Raw genomic sequence first — 22,079 nt, 5'->3', positions numbered from 1 at the left:
CGATGTATTCAATTATTGATGCAGCCTTGTCTCGTGCTCGAACAATGCTCTCCCTTTTAGCGTTAATCCTTGTAGCCGGTGTCGTCACCTATATCACGATACCTAAGGAATCGAGCCCAGACATTACCATCCCAATTATCTATGTTTCGGTCGGGCACCAAGGGATCTCGCCAACGGATGCAGAACGTTTATTGGTTCGACCTATTGAGCAAGAGCTGAGGTCGATTGAAGGCGTAAAAGAGATGACAGCAACCGCAGCAGAAGGGCATGCCTCTGTTGTGTTGGAGTTTAATGTTGGCGTCGATCTCACCAAAGCAATGGCCGATGTGCGTGACGCGGTTGATCTGGCTAAACCAAAACTACCAGAAGACAGTGACGAACCGACCGTAAATGAGGTGACGCTGGCTTCTGAGCAACCTGTTTTGTCTGTTGTGCTATTCGGTACCGTTCCTGAGCGCACCATAGTGCAAATTGCCCGAGAGCTTGGAGACAAATTAGAAAGCTATCGCCAAATCCTTGAAGTCGATATTGCGGGCGATCGCGCTGACATCGTCGAGATCATTGTCGATCCGTTATTGATGGAGAGCTACAGCTTAGATCAAGCGGATATCTATAATCTGATCGTTCTGAACAATCGAGTGGTGGCCGCAGGTTTTGTTGATACTGGCTACGGACGTTTTTCTGTCAAAGTCCCTTCGGTATTTAACTCCTTAAAAGACGTGCTTGAGTTGCCTATTAAAGTGGATGGCAAGCAGGTGGTCACTTTTGGCGATGTCGCTACGGTTCGTCGAGCGTTTCGAGATCCTGAAAGTTTTGCTCGTTTAGATGGCAAATCTGCGGTGGTGTTGGATATCAAGAAGCGTGCAGGTGAGAACATCATCGAAACCGTTGAGCTAGTCAAAGCGGTAATGGCTGGTGCTCAGCAGCAAGCGGAATGGCCAAATAACCTGTTGGTCAAATACACCTGGGATGAATCTAAAGATGTGAAGATCATGCTTAATGATCTGCAAAACAATATCTTATCCGCCATTATTCTGGTGGTGATCGTTATCATCGCGATTCTTGGTGTGCGTACCGCTTTGTTAGTGGGTATTTCCATTCCAGGCTCATTCCTAACCGGGTTATTGGTTCTTTCGGTGTTTGGCTTAACCGTCAACATCGTAGTGCTGTTCTCTCTGATTATGGCGGTGGGGATGCTAGTAGACGGTGCGATTGTGGTGACCGAATTTGCAGACAGGCGAATGCAAGAGGGTGAAGGGCGCAAAGCCGCTTACCGAGATGCAGCGAAACGGATGGCGTGGCCGATAACCGCATCGACTGCCACAACCTTAGCCGCATTTGCTCCGTTACTGTTTTGGCCTGATGTGACGGGCGAATTTATGAAGTTCTTACCACTAACTCTGATCGCGACTTTAACTGCATCATTGATCATGGCGTTGTTGTTTGTGCCCGTGCTGGGCGGTTTGATTGGCAAACCTCAATACGTATCGTCTAAAAGCCAAGCTCGAATGGTCGCACTGCATAATGGTGACTTTTCACAGGCTACTGGTTTAACCAAGGCTTACTACCACACGCTTTCTTTAGCGATTAAACACCCCTTTAAGATTTTGTTCAGTGCGGCACTGCTCGCGGTTGCAGTTGGTTTTACTTATTCAAAAGCGGGTCTAGGTGCAGAGTTCTTCCCAGAAGTTGATCCGCCATTCTTTAATGTCAAAGTTCGCTCGCATGGGGATCTGTCTATCCAAGAAAAGGATGACATCATGCGTGATATTGAACTGATGATGCTCAATCATGATGAGTTCGATACCGTTTACACGCGTACTGGTGGTGACGACCAGATTGGTTTGATCTCAATTACGCCTGTTGACTGGCAATATCGACGCAGCGTTAAGGCGATTATTGATGAGTTGAAGGTACAAACCGATCAATACGCTGGTGTTGAGATTGAATATAAGTTCCCTGATGCTGGGCCTCCGGTTGAAAATGACTTAGTGATTGAGCTGTCGGCAAGAACTCCAGAGCAGCTCAATCAGGCTGCAAAAATTGTGAGAGGTTGGGCTGATGGAAATAAAGCACTGACCAATATCAGCGATACTGCGAGTAAAGATGGCATCGATTGGAAGGTGGATATTCGCCGCGACGATGCTGCGCGCTTTGCAGCTGATGCGACCTTAGTGGGTAATACCGTTCAATTCGTGACTAATGGTCTCAAGATTGGTGATTATCTGCCCGATGACTCTTCAGAAGAGGTCGATATCTTGGTGCGCTACCCTAATGATAAGCGTGATATCGGGCGCTTCGACCAGCTTAGGGTGAAAACGCCAGCAGGTTTAGTACCTATTACTAATTTCGCTCAGATCGTTCCCGACCATAAGCAAGACACCATTAAACGCCTTGATGGCAAGCGTGTGGTGAACATCATGGCGGATATGGAAGAAGGGTATAACCTTGCTCTCGAACTACCAAAGATCGAACAAGCATTGAGTGAGCTAGGGCTGCCGAGTAGCGTGGAATTTCGCATCCGTGGTCAAAACGAAGAACAAGAAAACTCGTCAGCCTTTTTACAAAGTGCTTTCTTGGTTGCTTTGGCGGTAATGGCTTTGATTCTGATTACTCAGTTCAATAGCTTCTATCAAGCGTTTTTGATTCTGAGTGCTGTATTGTTTTCGACCGTTGGCGTGTTCGTTGGCTTACTGATCTTCCAACGTCCGTTTGGCATTGTGATGTCGGGAATTGGGGTAATAGCGCTCGCCGGCATAGTCGTGAACAACAACATCGTGTTGATTGATACTTATAATCAGCTCATCAAAAGAGGCTTGGACAAGCGAGATGCGATTCTAAGAACCGGTGTTCAGCGTTTAAGGCCAGTAATGCTCACGACGGTTACGACTATCTTAGGTTTAATGCCGATGGTGTTAGAGATGAACATCGACCTGATTAATCAAAAGATAGAGTTTGGCGCGCCAAGTACACAATGGTGGTCACAGCTTGCGACCGCTATTGCTGGTGGTTTGGCGTTTGCCACGGTGCTGACTTTAGTATTAACCCCTTGTTTGTTAATGCTTGGACGGAACAACAAACCTGAAAAACAGTAGCTAGTTGTGGTATGTGAGCATAAAAAAGAGCGCCTTGATGGGCGCTCTTTGCATTTTTCTATTTTGCAGTGAAGCTACAAACGCCTAGTTAGTCGCTAGTAACTGACCGTATCGCTCAAGGTTTCTTAATCGAATCTCTGAGTTGGCAATAAAGGTTGCTTTTGCTTTACCAGTTAACGACTTGGATTGAGGCAATTTCACGGTACGCGCATTTTTATGTACGCCATTAACCAAGAATTCATAATGTAAGTGCGGGCCAGTCACACGGCCTGTACCGCCCAAAGTACCAATGGTTTGGCCTTGTTTTACGCGCTGACCGGTTTTCACCATACGTCGCTTCATGTGCAGGTACTTGGTGATGTAGGTGTTGCTGTGGCGGATGAACACGTAGTTACCATTGAATTGGTTGTAACCTGACTTCTGAACAATACCGTCACCGGCTGCCCAGATAGGCGTGCCAACAGGGGCTGCGTAGTCAGTACCGCGGTGAGCTCGAATCTTACCGGTTACTGGGTGTCTCCTGGTAGGGTTAAAGTTCGATGTTACGCGACGAAAATCAATTGGTGAGCGCAAGAACGCCTTCTTCATCGCACGACCATTTTCATCGAAGTAGTTGCCGCTTTTATCATCCAATACCGCGGTAAATGAATCGCCTTGGTTTTTGAATACGGCTGCCATGATCTTACCGCGACCAACTACTTCACCTTCAACCACTTTCTCTTGGTATAAGATTTTGAAGCTGTCGTTCTTACGAATATCTAACGCAAAGTCGATATCCCAACCGAAGATGCCGGCCAGTTCCATAATTTGGTTTGCGGTTAAACCTGCGCTGACGCCAGCGTTCCAGAAGTTAGAGGTGATGTTGGCTTCGGCATAATTGTATTGGTATACCACTTCTTTTTTGTCGAAACTTGATGAGAAAGAATCGCCAGATTTAGTGATCTTGAAGCTTTCAAACGCACTAAGTTGTCGTTTTAACTGAATAAGGTCGTTGTTTTCATCAAAGCCGAACTGCAAGACATCACCAGGTCTTAGGTTAGACAGCTGCTTCTTAATATCATTATTGGTATTGAGTAGCGTGATCAGCAGACGGTATGAGAGGCCAATACGTTCAAATAAAACAGAGGTGCTTTCGCCAGAGCGAACGGTGTATTTCTCCCAATTGAGCACTGCCGTCGGTGGAGCGTCACTTGAGCTAATAAGTGCAGAGGCATTGATAGTCAGTGGGTAATGTTTTCCCACAACTAAAGCGCCCGAATCGTCACGCAAACTGTTGACGTCGGGGAGTAAGAAAATCGCGACGAAAATTATGGCACTAAAAAATGCGATAAAAGCCCGGTGCAAAATAGGAAGGCGTGCAAAAATAGACAACATGTTCCGGTTCGTTCTGTAAATATTATGAAAATCGACGACGGAATAGTGTAACTGGTTTCAAAATACATCGCTATTCAAGTAAGATGTCTAATTAATGTATTTTTGCCAAATCTGTGGGAGTGAACAAGAATGGCGAGTATTGAAGCTGCACTAGCCGAGATCAAACGTGGCGTAGAAGAACTGATTCCAGAAGACGAACTGATTGCAAAACTAAAAGAAGGTCGTCCTTTACGCATTAAGCTGGGTGCCGATCCAACAGCTCCAGATATCCACCTAGGCCATACGGTTATCTTTAACAAGCTTCGTGCTTTCCAAGAGCTTGGTCATGAAGTGACATTCCTTATCGGTGATTTCACTGCAATGGTTGGTGACCCATCAGGTAAAAACTCAACACGTCCACCGCTAAGCCGCGAAGACGTATTGAAGAATGCTGAAACTTACAAAGAGCAAGTATTCAAGATTCTAGATCCTGCGAAGACGCAAATTCGTTTCAACTCTGAATGGCTATCTGAGCTTGGCGCTGAAGGCATGATTCGTCTTGCTTCTAACCAAACTGTTGCTCGTATGCTTGAGCGTGATGACTTCAAAAAGCGTTACGCTGGTGGTCAACCGATCGCAATCCACGAATTCATGTACCCACTTCTACAAGGTCACGACTCTGTTGCACTAGAGAGCGACGTTGAGCTTGGCGGTACTGACCAGAAGTTTAACCTTCTAATGGGTCGTGAACTGCAAAAAGCAGCAGGTCAAAAACCACAAGCGGTACTAATGATGCCACTACTTGTTGGTCTAGACGGTGTTAAGAAGATGTCTAAGTCTGCGCATAACTACATCGGTATTAGCGAAGCACCAAGCGAGATGTTTGGTAAGATCATGTCTATCTCTGACGATCTAATGTGGAGCTACTACGAGCTGCTGTCTTTCCGTCCTCTTGAAGAAGTTGCGGAACTGAAAGCTGGCGTTGATGCAGGTAAGAACCCGCGTGACGTTAAAGTGCTTCTTGCTAAAGAGATCATCGCTCGTTTCCACAGTGAAGCAGATGCTGAAGCCGCTGAGCAAGAGTTCGTTAACCGTTTTGCTAAGAACCAAGTTCCTGATGAAATGCCGGAGTTTGAATTCGAAGCAGGCCTGCCAATTGCGAACGTTCTAAAAGAAGCGGGTCTTGTAAACTCGACTTCTGATGCGATGCGTATGATCAAGCAAGGCGCTGCTAAGCTTGAAGGCGAGAAGATTGAAGACAGCAAATTCGTGCCTGAAGCAGGTACTGCCGTTTACCAAGTAGGTAAGCGTAAGTTTGCTCGTATTACTATTAAGTAATAATGCACATCAATAATTGAACCAAAGGCATCCACGGATGCCTTTTTTATTGACTTAAAATTGACGAAACTTTGAAACGCCTATTGCTACACTATGCGCGCTGTCAAATTGACAGTAATTCTGGAGATTTTTATGAACAATACCGACCATCCTCCTAGTTTGAATGGAGAAGAATAACCTGTCTCGGTATTGATCTATTGTCCTGCCGTTCAGGTAGGGTATCTTTGTTTTTCCCCCTCATTCTTTTCCACACACTAGATTCTAACAAGTAGACACACCAGTAGCTTTCAGCTCTTGGTGCGCATAAATCTATAAATCTATAAATCTATAAATCTATGCTATTTGTTTTGATGGTCGTTACCTTTGCCAATCGGGAGATTCGCCATGACGGTAATGAACAACACTTTTTTATCTATTGAAGCTCTGTACTCAGAGCAAGACATCCAAGCTGTGTCGAATGCATTTCAACAGTACGGACGTGAACAACAAATTAACCTTTTGAACCGAATGCCGCTCGAAGATGCGGTGTTAGTGCTGGGGCAATGCTCTCTTAGTACGATTCAGACTTTACTTAGTGAGCTAGAAGAGCAGGGCTTTGAGAAGCGCTCTCGACATCTAGCTCACCAACTAGGGCTGATTTACTCAGAGGTAGAACCTCAGCAGGGCTATCTTTCTACTGGCGTCATGAGCCACGTTAGACAGCGTATCGGTTGGATTATTGCGTTAGCACTATTGGGCATCGTCTCAGGGCTTATTATCGCTCAATATGAAGACATTCTCAGTCAGTTGGTACTTTTGGCTATCTACATGCCGGTAATTGCTGCAGCTGGTGGTAATACCGGGACACAAGCCGCGACTTTGGTTATCAGAGCCTTAGCCACAGGTGAGTTAAAAAAACGCCAATGGGCTAACGTTCTGTGGAAAGAGTTTAGAGTCGCTATTTGTTTAGCTTTAGCTATTGCTGTGGTGATGATTGGACGTATTTTGCTCTTTAGTGAAAACCAAGCGACAGGTGGTTATGATATCAACATGATTGCGTTAGCTATTGCGGTAGCGCTGTTTATTCAGGTGACCATATCAACCGTGCTAGGTGGCGGATTGCCGATAGTTGCTAGGCTATTTAAGCTTGATCCAGCGGTGTTAGTGAGCCCAGTGCTTGCTTCCATAGTTGATATCTCAGGAATGTGGATCTACTTCACTGTGGTTAACTCATTCCTCGGTATCGCTTAGCTCCTATAAAAATAGGCACCTATAAAAATAGCTAAATACATCTGAGAAACAAAAATGGCGCTGAAGATTTAAGGTCTTTAGCGCCATTTTTATTGTTTGAGTAGAAGTTTACACAGAGCCAAACATTACTTCGATTTGCTTTGTGTTTGACTGAACTCAACTACATCTTTGTAGAAAGCACGCTCAAACTGGGTGATTGGAGCCTCTACCGGTCTGTCTGGATCTTGCTCTTCAGGGAAGTAATCACGAATAAACTGCACAAACAAAGAGTTTGGTTTCCCGGACTCATCTAAACCATATCCCGCCATGTTGTACGTTCCGTACAAAGAACCACTTTTGGCTGTGATGTTGCCCTGAATCGGTGCTTTTCTCATGCTTGGACGGTACTTGAGCGTTCCATTTACACCTGATGTAGGCATAGCCTCAATTAGGTTGAGCTGTTGATCGTTTTCCCAGATATAACGAAGCACTTGAGCCATGGTCTGTGACCTCATTCGGTTATTTCTAGATAGCCCTGAACCATCGACGAGCTGCGCTTTACTGAGGTCAATATTAGCCTTGGTCAGCAATATCTGCTTTATCGCTTCAGTACCGTTATTGAAACTGCCTGGTTGAACATAAAATGTGGCTCCTAGCGTTTTAGTTAGATTATCTGCGATAAGGTTATCCGACTTCTTGAGCATGATATCGAGCAGTTCAGGAAGCTTTTCTGAGTTGTGACTAGCGACTAACGTGGTTTTGTCTGCTTTCTCTTTTTTACCAATAATCACATCACCTTTTACTTCTATTTTCAGTTCTTTGAGAAGCGATGCAACAACTTGATAGGTGTAAAGTTCTGGATTTTGAATGGCGAACTTAAGTGGCAGTGGCTTTTTGCGCTCAACCAAGCAACCAGAGAGCTTGTAAGCGTTATCTGGTGTGGTGATGAGTTCCAAGTCGCATTGTGTCGCCTTCTGCCCAGAGCGAGTTACCGTGGCAGCGGTGGTTGTAACGTCTATCGGGTAGTGAGCGGGAATATAAACGCGTGTCGCACCATTATCTTTTGTATAAATAGAGGCTTGTGCGCAGTTGCTGTCCAAGGTCATTGCACTAGAAGGCGCGCTGTAACAAACCCCTAGAATGTCCCAAGGCCAACCCACCGCTCGCTGATAGCCCGTAAAAGTCGAGTTATCGAGGTATAAGTTGCCTTTGATAGTTCTTGATTGAGACTTAGCGTATTGAGCTAAAAGGCTTTTAAGCTGTTCTCGTTGCAGGGTTGGGTCGCCACTAAATGAAATGATAGAGTCATTCCTAGAACGAGCAATGCTGGTCGTGTAGTGAAAGTCATCTCCTAACTCCAACTTAGCCGCCAACGCTGTCACCAGCTTTAAAGTACTAGCGGGAGGATAGAAGCCATCACTGTTGGAATTCATTTTGTTTGAATCGCCCGTCAGGGATTCCAAAATCACACTGGTGCTACTGCCATCAGGCAGCTTATCTAGTGGTGAATAAGCGAAAGCGTTAATTGAGAAAGCGCTAATGGAAAAACTACATACCAGTAGTGTGGATAGAAGGCGCATAGAAGATTTCTTGGATGGCTGATGTTTTCAGTATACAGATATAAAAAACGCCCGCTAGATAGCGGGCGTTTTGATTCTCAATTAACTAATTAATCAATTAGATAATCAGAATTAGAAGTCGTAACGTAGACCTAGAGCGATTTCGTCTTCAGCTTGAGCAGAAGTTGCTTTGCCGTTAGAAGCTAGGTTTGTTGTACCGATCGTATCATTTTCAGAGATTAGGTTGAAATTGTACGAGATGTACGTACGGAAGTTAGGCTTGAAGTAGTAAGTTGCATCGATTGCAACGTTATCTGCAGAAGTTTCACCGTCAGTTTCTGCATTGTTGTACGTTAGCGTGAATGCAGTTTTATCTAGTGTGTACGCAGTTGCGAATTCGTAACCTGTGTAGTCTACAGAATCGTTCTTGATTACACCTGTAGTCTGTTTTTCGCCATCAGTGAATACACCAGCGAAGTAGAAATCGCTCATGCGGTAAGATGCAGAAAGCATGTATTCGTTAGATTGATCTTGGTCTGCGTAACCAGCACCTAGCTTAACGCCAGAATCGCCGATTGCGTAGATAGCAGATAGAGAGTAGCCATCTTTACCGTTGTCGCTGAACTCATCGTTAGCGTCAACATCACCGTCAGCGAAGCGGTAGCTTGCTTTTAAGCCTAGGTCTTGGAATTGACCTTTGTAAGAAAGCATGTTGTCTGAACGGTCAGCTACTGCGATTTTGTCTGCCGCTGAGTTACCGTGGTAAGACATGATATCGGTAAAGTCAGTGATAACGCCTAGCGCACCGTCGTTTTTACCGTATGTAACTTCACCGAATGTACCGCCAATACCAGCGTATGTGTAACGGTTTGTGATGCTGTCGCTGTTGCTGTCTGTAGCACCACCGTTTTCAGCAGTTGTGAATTCGCCTTCGTAGAAACCAACGCCGTATAGGCCGTCTTGGATTTCAACTTTACCTAGGAAGTTAAGACGTACACGTGTTTTGTCTTCAGCTTTGCCATCTTTTAGAGATAGACGAGCTTCAGCACGACCACCGATTTCTAGAGAAGTGCCGTTTGAGCTGTATACAGAAGTACCGGCAATATCACCAGCTTGTTTACCGTCGGCTGCCACTGCGTTAGTAGCAAGAGCTGCAGCAGATACAGCAAGCGCGATCATAGTCTTGTTCATGTTATTATTTCCTAATTACTGTCCATAGAAGTTTTATTAAGGATTTGAACCCTTTTGTGTATTGCCTGTATTAATCAGGCTTCATAATCATGATTAGAACAGAAGTCTGAAAATGCCAGTGCAATCCATGGGTTACTTTTTACCTCTAAAGTTCCATGGTCAGTTAGTAAAATGATATAAAACTAAAAAATGAACACTGTTTTATTATATCTTTTTTGTTTAAGTGGTTGTTTTTGAGTGTATTTTATAAAAGTGTGATCTGTGTTTATTTTGTTTGTTTTTTGTTTTTTTAGGTATTTAGCTCTCCACTTATTGATGGGGAGGTTATTATTCATTTTTGTGATGTCTGTAATTTAGACCTAGATAAAGCTTTTATAACGCAAAGTGGAATAAAGGTGATTTAGCCATAAAGTTTGTTTACACTAAGCCAAATCGTTTTGTTTCTATCACCCAATAAATACGTTGGGTGTATTTATGTTGGCCAAAGAAAGCTTTGGCATAGAGGTAAAAAATGGAAAAGGTTCCAATGACAGTACGTGGCGCTCAGCAGCTACGTGACGAATTAGATCGCCTACTTAAGCTACGCCCTGTTATCTCAGCAGCTATTGGTGAAGCACGTGAACTAGGTGACCTGAAAGAGAATGCTGAATACCACGCCGCTCGTGAAGAGCAGGGTATTTGTGAAGCTCAGATCCGTGATATTGAATATAAGCTATCACTGGCTCAGATCATCGATGTAACGCAAATGGATAATACGGGCAAGATTATCTTTGGTACGACAGTGACACTGATTGATGTGGATACCGATGATGAGTTCCGCTACCAAATCGTTTCAGAAGACGAAGCAGACATCAAAACGGGTCGCATTTCTGTGAAATCGCCAATTGCTCGCGGTCTTATCGGTAAAATGGAAGGCGACGAAGTCATGATCTCTACCCCTGGTGGTGACAAAGACTTCGAAATCGACAAAGTAGAATATATCTAATTGAATTTTCTTTGTTTCTGATAAGTAAAAAGGTCGCTAAATGCGACCTTTTTCGTTTCTCACGCTACACTAAAAGATAAGCGCTGTGGCTTCCTATTAGTGAAGTTAGCTTATATCAAACTCGCTTATTTACGTGGAATCTCGATTTTACGTGCTTCTGACTGGCGGAACAGTACTAGAACTTTACCGATAGTCTGTACTTTCTCAGCTTTAGTTTCACGTACAATTGCATCGATAATCAGTTGCTTAGTCTCACGGTCTTCTGATGCAACTTTAATCTTGATCAGTTCGTGGTGGTCTAGAGCTAATTCGATTTCCGCTAGAACAGCTTCAGTAAGTCCATTTGCGCCCATTAGCACAACAGGTTTTAAACTGTGAGCTAGGCCCTTTAGATGCTGCTTTTGTTTGGTACTTAGGTTCATTACGCGGCCAATTTTCTTTACTATTAGGGTTGAAAAAACCTATTTTAACGCCATCTAAAGCTGAAGACTATAATTTATTCAGCAATTAGTACTTTCCTCCAATTTAGGTATCCAATGAGCAAACAGAAACACTCGGCCAGTTCAGGCCGTTGGTTGAAGGAACACTTCGACGACAAGTACGCAAATGAAGCAAGAAAGAAAGGCTATCGTTCACGTGCTTATTTCAAAATGGAAGAGATTCAAACGAAAGATAAATTGCTGTCTCCTGGGATGACCATTGTGGATTTGGGTGCAGCACCTGGCGGTTGGTCTCAATATGCTGCTAAGATTGTTGGAGACAACGGACAAATCATTGCGTGTGACTTGTTACCAATGGATCCGATTGCTGGTGTTAGCTTTTTACAAGGCGATTTCCGCGAAGAAGCTGTGCTAGATGCCTTGTTGGAACGTATACAACCAAACATGGTTGATGTCGTGATGTCAGATATGGCACCTAATATAGCAGGCAACAATTCTGTGGATCAGCCAAGAGCTATGTATTTAGTTGAATTAGCTTTGGATATGTGTCGACAAGTTCTAGCTACCAATGGTAGTTTTGTTGTAAAAGTATTCCAAGGCGAAGGGTTTGACCAATACGTTAAGGACGTCCGCGAGATGTTTAAAACAGTAAAAGTTAGAAAACCCGACTCTTCTCGAGCTCGATCTCGTGAAGTGTTTATCGTAGCCACTGGTTACAAAGGTTAACGATTCTCTTCCAAGAGTGAGAGTTAACAACATGGCTACAGGTTACAAACTGTAGTACCCTACCTTTAATTACAATTAGTTATCGAGAGGCTTACACCTTGAGTGACATGGCAAAAAATTTAATTCTGTGGCTTGTTATCGCGGTAGTGTTGATGTCGGTATTCCAGAGCTTCGGCCCTGGGGAAAGTAACGGCAGAGCAGTAGATTACACCACGTTTGTACAGGAAGTTGGCCAAGGCCAGATTCAAGACGCACAGTTCAATAACAGCGAAATCACTTTCACACGTCGTGGTGGTGGTTCTAAGTATGTAACTTACATGCCTGTTTATGATCAAAAGCTTCTTGATGACTTAATTAATCAAAACGTAAAAGTTCAGGGTACGCCACCTGAAGAGCAGAGCCTGCTTGGCACTATCTTCATCTCATGGTTCCCAATGATCTTACTGATTGGTGTATGGATTTTCTTCATGCGTCAAATGCAAGGCGGCGGCGGCGGTAAAGGCGCGATGTCTTTCGGTAAGAGTAAAGCTCGAATGATGAGCGAAGAACAAATCAAAACGATGTTTGCTGATGTTGCTGGTTGTGACGAAGCAAAAGAAGACGTGAAAGAGCTTGTGGACTACCTTCGTGACCCAAGCCGCTTCCAAAAGCTAGGTGGTAAGATCCCGACAGGTATCCTGTTGGTTGGTCCTCCTGGTACGGGTAAAACATTGCTTGCAAAAGCGATTGCCGGTGAAGCGAAAGTACCGTTCTTTACTATCTCTGGTTCTGACTTCGTTGAAATGTTTGTTGGTGTTGGTGCATCTCGTGTGCGTGACATGTTCGAACAAGCGAAGAAAGCGGCACCTTGTATCATCTTTATCGATGAAATCGATGCTGTAGGTCGTCAACGTGGCGCTGGTGTTGGTGGTGGTCACGATGAACGTGAACAAACACTGAACCAAATGCTGGTTGAGATGGATGGTTTCGAAGGTAACGAAGGTATTATCGTTATCGCTGCGACTAACCGTCCAGACGTACTAGACCCTGCATTACTTCGTCCTGGTCGTTTTGACCGTCAAGTTGTGGTTGGTCTGCCTGATGTACGTGGTCGTGAACAGATTCTTAAAGTACACATGCGTAAAGTGCCACTATCAGGTGATGTTGAACCATCGCTGATCGCTCGTGGTACTCCAGGCTTCTCTGGTGCAGATCTTGCGAACCTTGTGAACGAAGCGGCGCTATTTGCTGCTCGTGGTAACAAGCGCAATGTATCTATGGTTGAGTTTGAACTTGCGAAAGACAAAATTATGATGGGTGCAGAGCGCCGTTCAATGGTTATGTCTGAAGAAGTGAAAGAGTCAACGGCTTACCACGAAGCGGGTCACGCAATTGTTGGTCGTTTGGTACCTGAACACGATCCAGTGTACAAGGTGTCAATCATTCCACGTGGTCGTGCGCTTGGTGTAACTATGTACCTACCTGAGCAAGACCGCGTAAGCATGTCTCGCCAACATCTAGAATCAATGATCTCTAGTTTGTACGGTGGTCGTCTTGCTGAAGAACTTATCTACGGTAAAGACAAAGTTTCGACTGGTGCGTCTAACGATATCGAACGTGCAACTGATATTGCTCGCAAGATGGTTACGCAGTGGGGCTTCTCTGAAAAACTGGGTCCTCTTCTATATGCTGAAGAAGAAGGTGAAGTTTTCTTAGGTCGTGGTATGAGCCAAGCGAAACATGTTTCTGACGATACGACTAAGCTGATCGATGAAGAAATTCGTATTCTTATCGACCGTAACTACGATAGAGCTAAGAAGATTCTTGAAGATAACATGGATATCATGCATTCGATGAAAGACGCTCTAATGAAGTTCGAAACGATCGATGCAGGTCAAATTGATGACTTGATGGAGCGTAAGCAAGAGATTCGTGATCCAGCTGGGTGGGGTGATCAGGTAAAAGCTGAACCTACAAAGGAAGAAGCAAAACCTGAAGCTAAGGCAGAAGAAGCTAAAGCGGAACCAAAAGCTGAAGAGTCGAAAGTTGAAGAAGCTAAATCTGAAGCAGATGATGCTCAAAACAAAGATTCTTAATTGCTAAGCTTTAAATTAAAACCCTGAGTACGCTCAGGGTTTTTCTGTTTCTAGCCCTAGATGTTTTTACCTTTAAGACCCACCTTCCATGATATTAAAAGCACACAATAAAACGCTCGTTTTAGACCGCCCACATGTGATGGGTATCCTCAATGTTACGCCTGACTCTTTCTCTGATGGCGGAAAATTCAATTCATTAGATAGTGCTCTACTGCAAGCAGAGCGAATGATTCAAGCTGGTGTTAGCATTATTGACATTGGTGGTGAGTCAACTCGCCCGGGAGCACCTGATGTACCTTTAGAAGAAGAGCTCGCTCGCGTTATTCCTGCCATTAAAGCAATTCGCGCTAAGTTTGATGTGTGGATCTCCATTGATACCAGTAAAGCTGAAGTGATGCGCCAAGCCGTTGAAGCGGGGGCTGATTTGATCAATGATGTGCGCGCACTACAAGAGCCCGGAGCTCTGGAAGCGGCCGCCGATGCTAATGTGCCAGTTTGCCTGATGCACATGAAAGGTCAGCCAAGAACCATGCAAGCTAACCCTAATTACGATGATGTCCTAATGGATGTTGAAGCGTTCTTTAAAGAAAGGGTGGAGGCTTGTGAGGCTGTTGGTATATCAAAAGACCAGCTGATTCTGGATCCTGGTTTTGGTTTTGGTAAAACCATTGAGCATAATTACCACCTATTAGCGCACCTTGAAAAGTTTCATTCGTTAGGCTTACCTGTTTTAGCGGGGATGTCGAGAAAATCGATGATCTTTAAATTGCTAGACAAGGTTCCGGCCGACTGCATGGTCGCAAGCGTCACTTGCGCGACGATTGCCGCGATGAAAGGCGCACAAATTATTCGCGTTCATGATGTCGAGGAGACACTGGAAGCGATGAAAATAATCGAAGTGATGAACAACAATCACTAAATATAATTAAGGAAAATCACTATGTCTGATAAAAGACGTTATTTCGGCACAGATGGTGTGCGTGGCAAAGTAGGCCAGTACCCGATTACACCTGATTTTGTTCTGAAGCTTGGCTGGGCTGCGGGTCGTGTTCTTGCGAAGCAAGGCACAAAGAAAGTCATCATTGGTAAAGATACTCGTATCTCTGGTTACATGCTTGAGTCAGCGCTAGAAGCTGGCCTTGCTGCTGCTGGTCTTCAGGCTACGTTTACTGGCCCAATGCCAACACCTGCTGTGGCTTACCTAACTCAAACCTTCCGCGCTGAAGCCGGTATTGTTATCTCTGCATCACACAATCCATACTACGATAACGGTATCAAGTTCTTCTCTTCTGAGGGAACAAAACTGCCGGACGATATCGAGTTGGCAATTGAAGCAGAGTTGGATAAAGACATCGAATGTGTTGATTCTTCAGAGCTAGGTAAAGCAGTACGTTTGAACGATGCGGCTGGCCGTTACATCGAGTTCTGTAAAAGTACGTTCCCACATAAAATGACATTAGCTGGCATGAAAATTGTTGTCGATTGTGCACATGGTGCGACTTACCACATAGCTCCTGCTGTATTTAAAGAACTGGGTGCTGAGGTCGTTGCGATTGGTGTTGAGCCAAACGGTACTAACATCAACCACGAAGTCGGTGCGACGGATGTACGTGCTCTGCAAGCAAAAGTGCTTGAAGAAAAAGCGGCATTAGGTCTTGGCTTTGATGGTGATGGTGACCGTATCATCATGGTTGACGAGCTAGGCAACAAAGTTGATGGCGACCAAATCGCTTACATCATTGCTCGTGATGCACTGCGTCGCGGTGAGTTGAAAGGTGGCGTTGTTGGTACACTAATGACCAACCTTGGTATGGAAAATGGCCTTAAGCAGTTAGGTATTCCGTTTGTTCGTGCTGCTGTTGGTGACCGTTACGTAATGGAACAGCTTCTTGCTAAAGGCTGGAAGATCGGCGCTGAAAATTCGGGGCATGTTATCCTACTAGATAAAGTGACGACGGGTGATGCTATCGTTGCAGCTCTGCAAGTGTTGGCTTCAGTTGTTGATAGTGAAATGACGCTGAATGAGCTGTCTCAGGGCATGACGTTATACCCTCAAGTTCTAGAAAACGTTCGTTTCAGCGGAGATTCAAACCCATTGGAAGCTGAAGCGGTAAAAGCAGCGGTTGTTGAAGTAGAAGCTGAGCTTGGCGAGAAAGGTCGTGTGCTATTACGCAAGTCTGGTACCGAGCCACTACTGCGTGTCATGGTTGAAGGCGAAGATGCAGAGCTTGTTCAAGCATCAGCGCTTAAGATTGCAGATGCAGTAAAAGCAAACTGCTAATTTAACCTTTTACTTAGCTGGCGCAGCGAATAGCGCCTGTGATTAGAAGTGGTTGACTTATATCACGGTCAAAAGATATAACGGTCAAAAGAGACGTAAATGAGTTTTGTGTCGCTTTTGACCTTTTTTTGACCATTCACTTGGTAAAGGCTTATTTTTTAGCAAATTCTCCTTGTCAGCCATCGTCGCATTCGCTAGTATTGCTCGGCCTTCAGTTAGGAGGTCGCTAGCCTTGTTCTTAAAAATAGTTTTTTGAACGGCGCTGGCTCAACAATTAGGAACATAGGTGGAAAAATGTTTACAGTTCTACTTGTGATTTACCTGTTGGCAGCGCTTGGTGTAATTGGCCTAGTGTTGATTCAACAAGGTAAAGGCGCAGATATGGGAGCCTCTTTCGGTGCTGGCGCTTCAAACACTGTGTTTGGTGCTGGTGGCTCAGGAAATTTCCTTACCCGAATGACTGCAATTTTTGCAACTACATTTTTTATCCTTAGCTTAGTGCTTGGTAATATGTCTACACATAAAACTGAGTCACAATGGATTGACCCGACCCAAGGTCAGGTGATTCAACAAGCTGATGATGCAGTGAGTGAAGTTCCGGCGCAAGGCGACGAAATTCCACAATAATCTGTAAAGATTTGATGCCGAGATGGTGAAATTGGTAGACACGCTAGCATGAGGTGCTAGTGCCTTAGGGTGTGAGGGTTCGAGTCCCTCTCTCGGCACCATGTTTACAAACTTGTAAAACATCTTGTTGGGCGTATAATGCTCGCAAGTCGGACGCGGGATGGAGCAGTTTGGTAGCTCGTCGGGCTCATAACCCGAAGGTCGTCGGTTCAAATCCGGCTCCCGCAACCAATTTCAATGCTATTATATAGCTTGTATTGGTAGCAAGTTTGCACAGTGTGAACCTCACTGTGAGTTAGGTGCGATATCGAATGTGATGGCACTTAACATATAAGGGTCCAGCAACAAAAACCCCGGCTTATACGGGGTTTTTTGTTATCTAAGCATTTGTAAATGTATTTAGATAATGTTTGCTTGGAATTTAAATTGGGCTTTGAGCCCTTTTTTTGTTTCTGGAGTGGTTAAATGACTGGTTTAGAAAGACAACTTACTGAAATGCTTGACGCTCCAGTAGCAGCATCAGGTTATGAGTTAGTTGGATTAGAATTTATTCGTGCTGGTGAGCACTCAACGCTACGTATTTACATCGATTCACCAAACGGTATCAATGTAGATGATTGCGCTGAAGTTAGCCACCAAGTAAGTGCCGTAATGGACGTTGAAGATCCAATTTCAGTGGCTTATAACCTTGAAGTGTCTTCACCAGGTTTAGAGAGACCACTGTTCAAAGCAGAGCATTACCAACAATTTATTGGTCACGAGGTAAGCATCGTTTTGAAAATGGCTGTCGGCAACCGTCGTAAATGGAAAGGTGATATCCAATCTATCGAAGGCGAGACAGTGAAAGTATTGGTTGAAGGACAAGAAGAAGAATTCGTCCTGAGCAATATTGCGAAAGCTAACCTGATCCCTAAATTTTAGTTCTCCTAGAGAGAAGAGCTTAAGAGGCTAGATTAATGAACAAAGAAATTTTGGCGGTAGTAGAAGCTGTTTCAAATGAGAAAGCAGTTCCTCGTGAGCGTATTTTTGAAGCGCTTGAAATCGCGCTTGCAACGGCAACAAAAAAGAAAAGCGAACTAGAAATTGAAGTTCGTGTTGAAATTGACCGTAAAACAGGTGATTTCGAAACTTTCCGTCGTTGGGAAGCTGTTGAGGAAGTTGAATTCCCAACAAAAGAAATCTCTATTGAAGCTGCAAAGTACGATGACCCAGAGATCGAACTTGGCGGTTTCATTGAAGATGATATCGAATCAGTAACGTTTGACCGTATTACGACTCAAACGGCTAAGCAAGTTATCGTACAGAAAGTACGTGAAGCTGAACGCGCTCAAATCGTTGAGCAGTTCATCGATAACGAAGGCGAGCTAGTAACTGGCGCAGTTAAGAAAGTTAACCGTGACACTATTATTCTAGACCTAGGTAACAACGCTGAAGCGGTAATCCTTCGTGATGACCAACTTCCTCGTGAAAACTTCCGTCCAGGTGACCGTGTTCGTGGTCTTCTTTACGCAGTTAAACCAGAAGCTCGTGGTTTCCAGCTTTTCGTTACTCGTTCGAAGCCAGAAATGCTAGCTGAACTATTCCGTGTTGAAGTGCCTGAGATTGGTGAAGAGCTAATTGAACTTAAAGGTGCTGCACGTGACGCTGGTTCTCGTGCTAAAATCGCTGTGAAAACAAACGACAAACGTATTGACCCAGTTGGTGCGTGTGTTGGTATGCGTGGCGCACGTGTACAAGCTGTTTCTAACGATCTTGGTGGTGAGCGTATTGATATCGTTCTTTGGGATGATAACCCGGCTCAATTCGTAATCAACGCAATGGCTCCTGCTGATGTTGCTTCAATCATCGTTGATGAAGACGCACACTCTATGGATATCGCTGTTGAAGCGGATAACCTAGCACAAGCGATTGGCCGTAGCGGTCAAAACGTACGTCTAGCGTCTCAACTTACTGGTTGGGAACTGAACGTAATGACTGTTGCTGATCTTGAGAAGAAGCACCAAGAAGAAGCAGTTGCTTCTATTGAAAACTTCATGAAGCACCTAGACATTGAAGAAGACTTTGCTCAAATGCTTGTTGAAGAAGGCTTCTCTACGCTTGAAGAAGTAGCATACGTTCCTGTGAACGAGCTTCTTGAAGTAGACGGTCTAGACGAAGGTATCGTTGAAGAACTACGTAACCGCGCAAAAGACGCACTGACTACTCTAGCGCTAGCGAAAGAAGAAACTTTCGACGGTGTTGAGCCTGCTGAAGACTTACTTGCACTTGAAGGTCTTGAGCGTGAAATGGCTTACAAGCTAGCAGCAAAAGGCGTTGCGACACTGGAAGACCTAGCTGACCAAGGCGTTGATGAACTAGAAGGCATCGAAGACCTAACTGCAGAGCGTGCAGGCGAGCTAATTATGGCTGCGCGTAACATCTGTTGGTTCGGCGACGAAGAATAATTCAGCAAGGAGAGAAAGCGGTATGACACAATTAACAGTTAAAGCACTGAGTGAAGAGATTGGTACGCCAGTTGACCGCTTAATTGAACAACTTGCTGATGCAGGCATGAAGAAAGCAGGGTCGGATCAAGTGACTGATTCAGAGAAGCAAACATTGCTAACGCACCTTAAAAAGGAGCACGGCGATACTTCAGGCGAAACAGAACCGACTCGTTTAACTCTTCAACGCAAGACCCGCAGCACGCTAAGTGTTGCCGCTGGAGGCGGTAAGAGTAAGGATGTTCAAGTAGAGGTACGTAAAAAGCGTACTTACGTGAAGCGCAGCACTATTGAAGATGAAGCGAAACGTGAAGCTGAGGAAGTAGCTAATCGTGAAGCGGAAGAGAAAGCACAACGCGATGCTGAAGAGCAAGCGAAACGTGATGCTGCAGAGAAAGCACAGCGCGAAGCTGAAGAAAAAGTAACACGTGAAGCGGATGCAAAACGTGAAGCTGAAGAGAAGGCTCAACGCGCACAAGCTGAAAAGGCTAAAAAAGACATGAATTCAAAAAATGCAGACGCTAACGCACAAGCGAAAAAAGAAGCGGATGAACTTAAAGCTCGTCAAGAGCTAGAAGCAACTCGTAAAGCAGAAGCTGAAGCAGCTAAGCTTGTTGAAGAAGCTCGTAAGTTAGCAGAAGAGAACCAAGAACGTTGGTCTGAAGAAGAGAAGAAGAAGAAAGAGCAAGAGAAATCTGCGGATTACCATGTGACTACTTCTACTTACGCTCGTGAAGCTGAAGATGCGGCAGATAAGAAAGATGAGAAAGCACCTCGTCGTCGCAAGAAGAAAGCAGCTCCTGCTAACCAACCTGCAAACAACCGTGGTGGTCGTAACCAGCGTGGTCGTGGCGGTAAAGGTAAGCTTGCTAAACCAACTTCAATGCAGCAAGGCTTCGATAAGTCAGCAACTGTTGCTAAATCTGACGTTGCTATCGGCGAAACTATCGTTGTTTCTGAACTGGCTAGCAAAATGTCAGTTAAAGCAACTGAAGTTATCAAAGTAATGATGAAGATGGGCGCTATGGCGACTATCAACCAAGTGATCGACCAAGAAACAGCACAACTTGTTGCTGAAGAAATGGGTCACAAGGTAATCCTACGTAAAGAAAACGAACTTGAAGAAGCAGTACTAGCTGACCGTGATAGCGATGCTATCGCTGAAGGTCGTGCTCCTGTTGTTACTATCATGGGTCACGTTGACCACGGTAAAACTTCAACACTTGATTACATTCGTAAAGCACACGTTGCTTCTGGCGAAGCTGGCGGTATCACGCAGCACATTGGTGCTTACCACGTAGATACTGACAACGGTATGATCACTTTCCTTGATACTCCTGGACACGCGGCGTTTACAGCTATGCGTGCTCGTGGTGCTCAAGCGACAGATATCGTTGTACTTGTAGTTGCAGCAGACGATGGCGTAATGCCACAAACAATCGAAGCAATCCAGCACGCGAAAGCGGCAGGCGTTCCTCTGATTGTTGCTGTGAACAAGATCGATAAAGAGGGTGCAAACCCAGACAACGTTAAGAATGAGCTAGCTCAATACGACGTTATCCCTGAAGAATGGGGTGGTGAGAACATCTTCGTTCACATCTCTGCTAAACAGGGTACAAACATCGATGGTCTTCTAGAAGCTATCCTTCTTCAGTCTGAAGTTCTTGAACTTACAGCGGTTAAAGAAGGCATGGCGTCTGGTGTTGTTGTTGAATCTCGTCTTGATAAAGGTCGTGGTCCAGTTGCAACAGTACTAGTACAGTCTGGTACTCTAAACAAAGGCGATATCGTTCTTTGTGGTCAAGAGTACGGCCGTGTTCGTGCAATGCGTGATGAAAACGGTAAAGACATCGAAACTGCAGGTCCATCTATTCCTGTAGAAATTCTAGGTCTTTCTGGTGTTCCTTCGTCAGGCGATGAAGCGACTGTTGTACGTGATGAGCGTAAAGCACGTGAAGTTGCGAACTACCGTCAAGGTAAATTCCGTGATGTTAAACTAGCTCGCCAACAAAAAGCGAAACTAGAGAACATGTTCGCGAACATGACGGCTGGCGAAGTTGCTGAGCTTAACGTGGTACTTAAAGCTGACGTTCAAGGTTCTGTAGAAGCGATTGCTGACTCTCTACTGAAACTGTCAACTGACGAAGTGAAAGTGAACATCGTAGGTTCTGGTGTTGGTGGTATTACTGAAACTGATGCAACGCTTGCTGCAGCTTCTAACGCTATCATCCTTGGTTTCAACGTTCGTGCTGACGCAACTGCGCGTAACACGGTTCAGAACGAAAACCTAGATCTACGTTACTACTCAATCATTTACCAACTAATTGACGAAGTTAAACAGGCGATGGGCGGTATGCTTGCTCCTGAATTCCGTCAAGAGATCATTGGTCTTGCACAAGTTCGTGACGTATTTAAGTCGCCTAAACTTGGTGCAATCGCTGGTTGTATCGTGACTGAAGGTACGATTAAGCGTAGCAACCCAATCCGTGTACTTCGTGAAAACGTTGTTATCTACGAAGGTGAACTAGAGTCACTTCGTCGCTTTAAAGATGACGTTCAAGAAGTTAAGAACGGTTACGAGTGTGGTGTCGGCGTTAAGAACTACAACGACGTTCGCGTTGGTGACCAGATCGAAGTATTCGAAATCGTTGAGGTTAAACGTACTCTAGACTAATCAGTCTGTACGACTCGACATATTGACTAAGGTTACTAACATT

Annotated in this window: 16 protein-coding genes and 2 tRNA genes; 14 read left to right on the top strand and 4 right to left on the bottom strand. The window is 44.7% G+C overall.

Going from position 1 to position 22,079, the window contains the following annotated elements:
• The first annotated feature begins 2 nt into the window (after window positions 1-2).
• Window positions 3-3,095, top strand: a complete 3,093-nt coding sequence (locus tag AB4585_RS07470; protein ID WP_372154982.1) for an efflux RND transporter permease subunit — start codon at window positions 3-5, stop codon at window positions 3,093-3,095.
• An 84-nt stretch (window positions 3,096-3,179) separates the two neighbouring features.
• On the opposite strand, the gene AB4585_RS07465 is transcribed toward AB4585_RS07470, so the two are convergent.
• On the bottom strand, window positions 3,180-4,469 hold the full coding sequence (locus tag AB4585_RS07465; RefSeq protein ID WP_065584911.1) for a peptidoglycan DD-metalloendopeptidase family protein: 1,290 nt from the start codon (window positions 4,467-4,469) through the stop codon (window positions 3,180-3,182).
• A 129-nt stretch (window positions 4,470-4,598) separates the two neighbouring features.
• On the opposite strand from AB4585_RS07465, the gene tyrS reads away from it, so the two are divergent.
• Entirely contained in the window at window positions 4,599-5,786 is a 1,188-nt protein-coding gene (gene tyrS / locus AB4585_RS07460) for a tyrosine--tRNA ligase (RefSeq protein ID WP_017059402.1), read from the top strand.
• A 384-nt stretch (window positions 5,787-6,170) separates the two neighbouring features.
• Window positions 6,171-7,016 carry a magnesium transporter gene (locus AB4585_RS07455; RefSeq protein WP_102428941.1) on the top strand — a complete coding sequence of 282 codons (846 nt, stop codon included), beginning with the start codon at window positions 6,171-6,173 and terminating at the stop codon, window positions 7,014-7,016.
• Between the two features lie 125 nt (window positions 7,017-7,141).
• On the opposite strand, the gene dacB is transcribed toward AB4585_RS07455, so the two are convergent.
• Together dacB and AB4585_RS07445 are read right to left on the bottom strand one after the other, a co-directional pair.
• Window positions 7,142-8,575: a serine-type D-Ala-D-Ala carboxypeptidase gene (gene dacB, locus AB4585_RS07450; protein ID WP_372169491.1), complete on the bottom strand. Its 1,434-nt coding sequence runs from the start codon at window positions 8,573-8,575 to the stop codon at window positions 7,142-7,144.
• 111 nt (window positions 8,576-8,686) lie between these two features.
• Complete coding sequence (locus AB4585_RS07445; protein WP_372169489.1) at window positions 8,687-9,745, bottom strand: porin; 1,059 nt, start codon at window positions 9,743-9,745, stop codon at window positions 8,687-8,689.
• 511 nt (window positions 9,746-10,256) lie between these two features.
• Here AB4585_RS07445 and greA point away from each other — a divergent pair.
• Window positions 10,257-10,730: a transcription elongation factor GreA gene (greA, locus tag AB4585_RS07440; RefSeq protein WP_017059397.1), complete on the top strand. Its 474-nt coding sequence runs from the start codon at window positions 10,257-10,259 to the stop codon at window positions 10,728-10,730.
• A 125-nt stretch (window positions 10,731-10,855) separates the two neighbouring features.
• Here greA and yhbY read toward each other — a convergent pair whose 3' ends face one another.
• Window positions 10,856-11,152, bottom strand: a complete 297-nt coding sequence (gene yhbY / locus AB4585_RS07435) for a ribosome assembly RNA-binding protein YhbY (protein ID WP_004738252.1) — start codon at window positions 11,150-11,152, stop codon at window positions 10,856-10,858.
• A 114-nt stretch (window positions 11,153-11,266) separates the two neighbouring features.
• Between yhbY and rlmE the strand changes: the two genes are divergently transcribed.
• From rlmE to infB, 10 genes are all read left to right on the top strand, one after another.
• The gene (rlmE, locus tag AB4585_RS07430) at window positions 11,267-11,896 is read left to right on the top strand and encodes a 23S rRNA (uridine(2552)-2'-O)-methyltransferase RlmE (RefSeq protein ID WP_017059396.1); all 630 of its coding nucleotides are present in this window, start codon (window positions 11,267-11,269) and stop codon (window positions 11,894-11,896) included.
• 107 nt (window positions 11,897-12,003) lie between these two features.
• Complete coding sequence (ftsH, locus tag AB4585_RS07425; RefSeq protein WP_372132660.1) at window positions 12,004-13,971, top strand: ATP-dependent zinc metalloprotease FtsH; 1,968 nt, start codon at window positions 12,004-12,006, stop codon at window positions 13,969-13,971.
• 88 nt (window positions 13,972-14,059) lie between these two features.
• Window positions 14,060-14,890, top strand: a complete 831-nt coding sequence (gene folP, locus AB4585_RS07420) for a dihydropteroate synthase (RefSeq protein WP_372169487.1) — start codon at window positions 14,060-14,062, stop codon at window positions 14,888-14,890.
• 21 nt (window positions 14,891-14,911) lie between these two features.
• Complete coding sequence (glmM, locus tag AB4585_RS07415; RefSeq protein WP_372169485.1) at window positions 14,912-16,252, top strand: phosphoglucosamine mutase; 1,341 nt, start codon at window positions 14,912-14,914, stop codon at window positions 16,250-16,252.
• A gap of 294 nt (window positions 16,253-16,546) precedes the next feature.
• On the top strand, window positions 16,547-16,879 hold the full coding sequence (secG, locus tag AB4585_RS07410; RefSeq protein ID WP_017059392.1) for a preprotein translocase subunit SecG: 333 nt from the start codon (window positions 16,547-16,549) through the stop codon (window positions 16,877-16,879).
• 16 nt (window positions 16,880-16,895) lie between these two features.
• Window positions 16,896-16,980: transfer RNA gene (locus AB4585_RS07405), tRNA-Leu, on the top strand.
• A gap of 53 nt (window positions 16,981-17,033) precedes the next feature.
• A tRNA-Met gene (locus AB4585_RS07400) sits at window positions 17,034-17,110 on the top strand.
• A gap of 234 nt (window positions 17,111-17,344) precedes the next feature.
• On the top strand, window positions 17,345-17,800 hold the full coding sequence (rimP, locus tag AB4585_RS07395) for a ribosome maturation factor RimP (RefSeq protein WP_004738265.1): 456 nt from the start codon (window positions 17,345-17,347) through the stop codon (window positions 17,798-17,800).
• Between the two features lie 35 nt (window positions 17,801-17,835).
• Window positions 17,836-19,323 (top strand): transcription termination factor NusA, encoded by a 1,488-nt coding sequence (gene nusA, locus AB4585_RS07390; RefSeq protein ID WP_017059230.1) that lies wholly within the window; start codon window positions 17,836-17,838, stop codon window positions 19,321-19,323.
• Between the two features lie 22 nt (window positions 19,324-19,345).
• Window positions 19,346-22,036, top strand: coding sequence for a translation initiation factor IF-2 (gene infB, locus AB4585_RS07385; RefSeq protein ID WP_017059231.1), 2,691 nt, complete (start codon window positions 19,346-19,348; stop codon window positions 22,034-22,036).
• Window positions 22,037-22,079 lie beyond the last annotated feature (43 nt).

Origin of the sequence: Vibrio sp. 10N.222.49.C9 (assembly GCF_041474985.1) — a bacterium.
Lineage (GTDB): Bacteria > Pseudomonadota > Gammaproteobacteria > Enterobacterales > Vibrionaceae > Vibrio > Vibrio crassostreae_C.
Note: the sequence above shows the minus strand (reverse complement) of the source record. Positions and strands in the feature narration are given on the sequence as shown.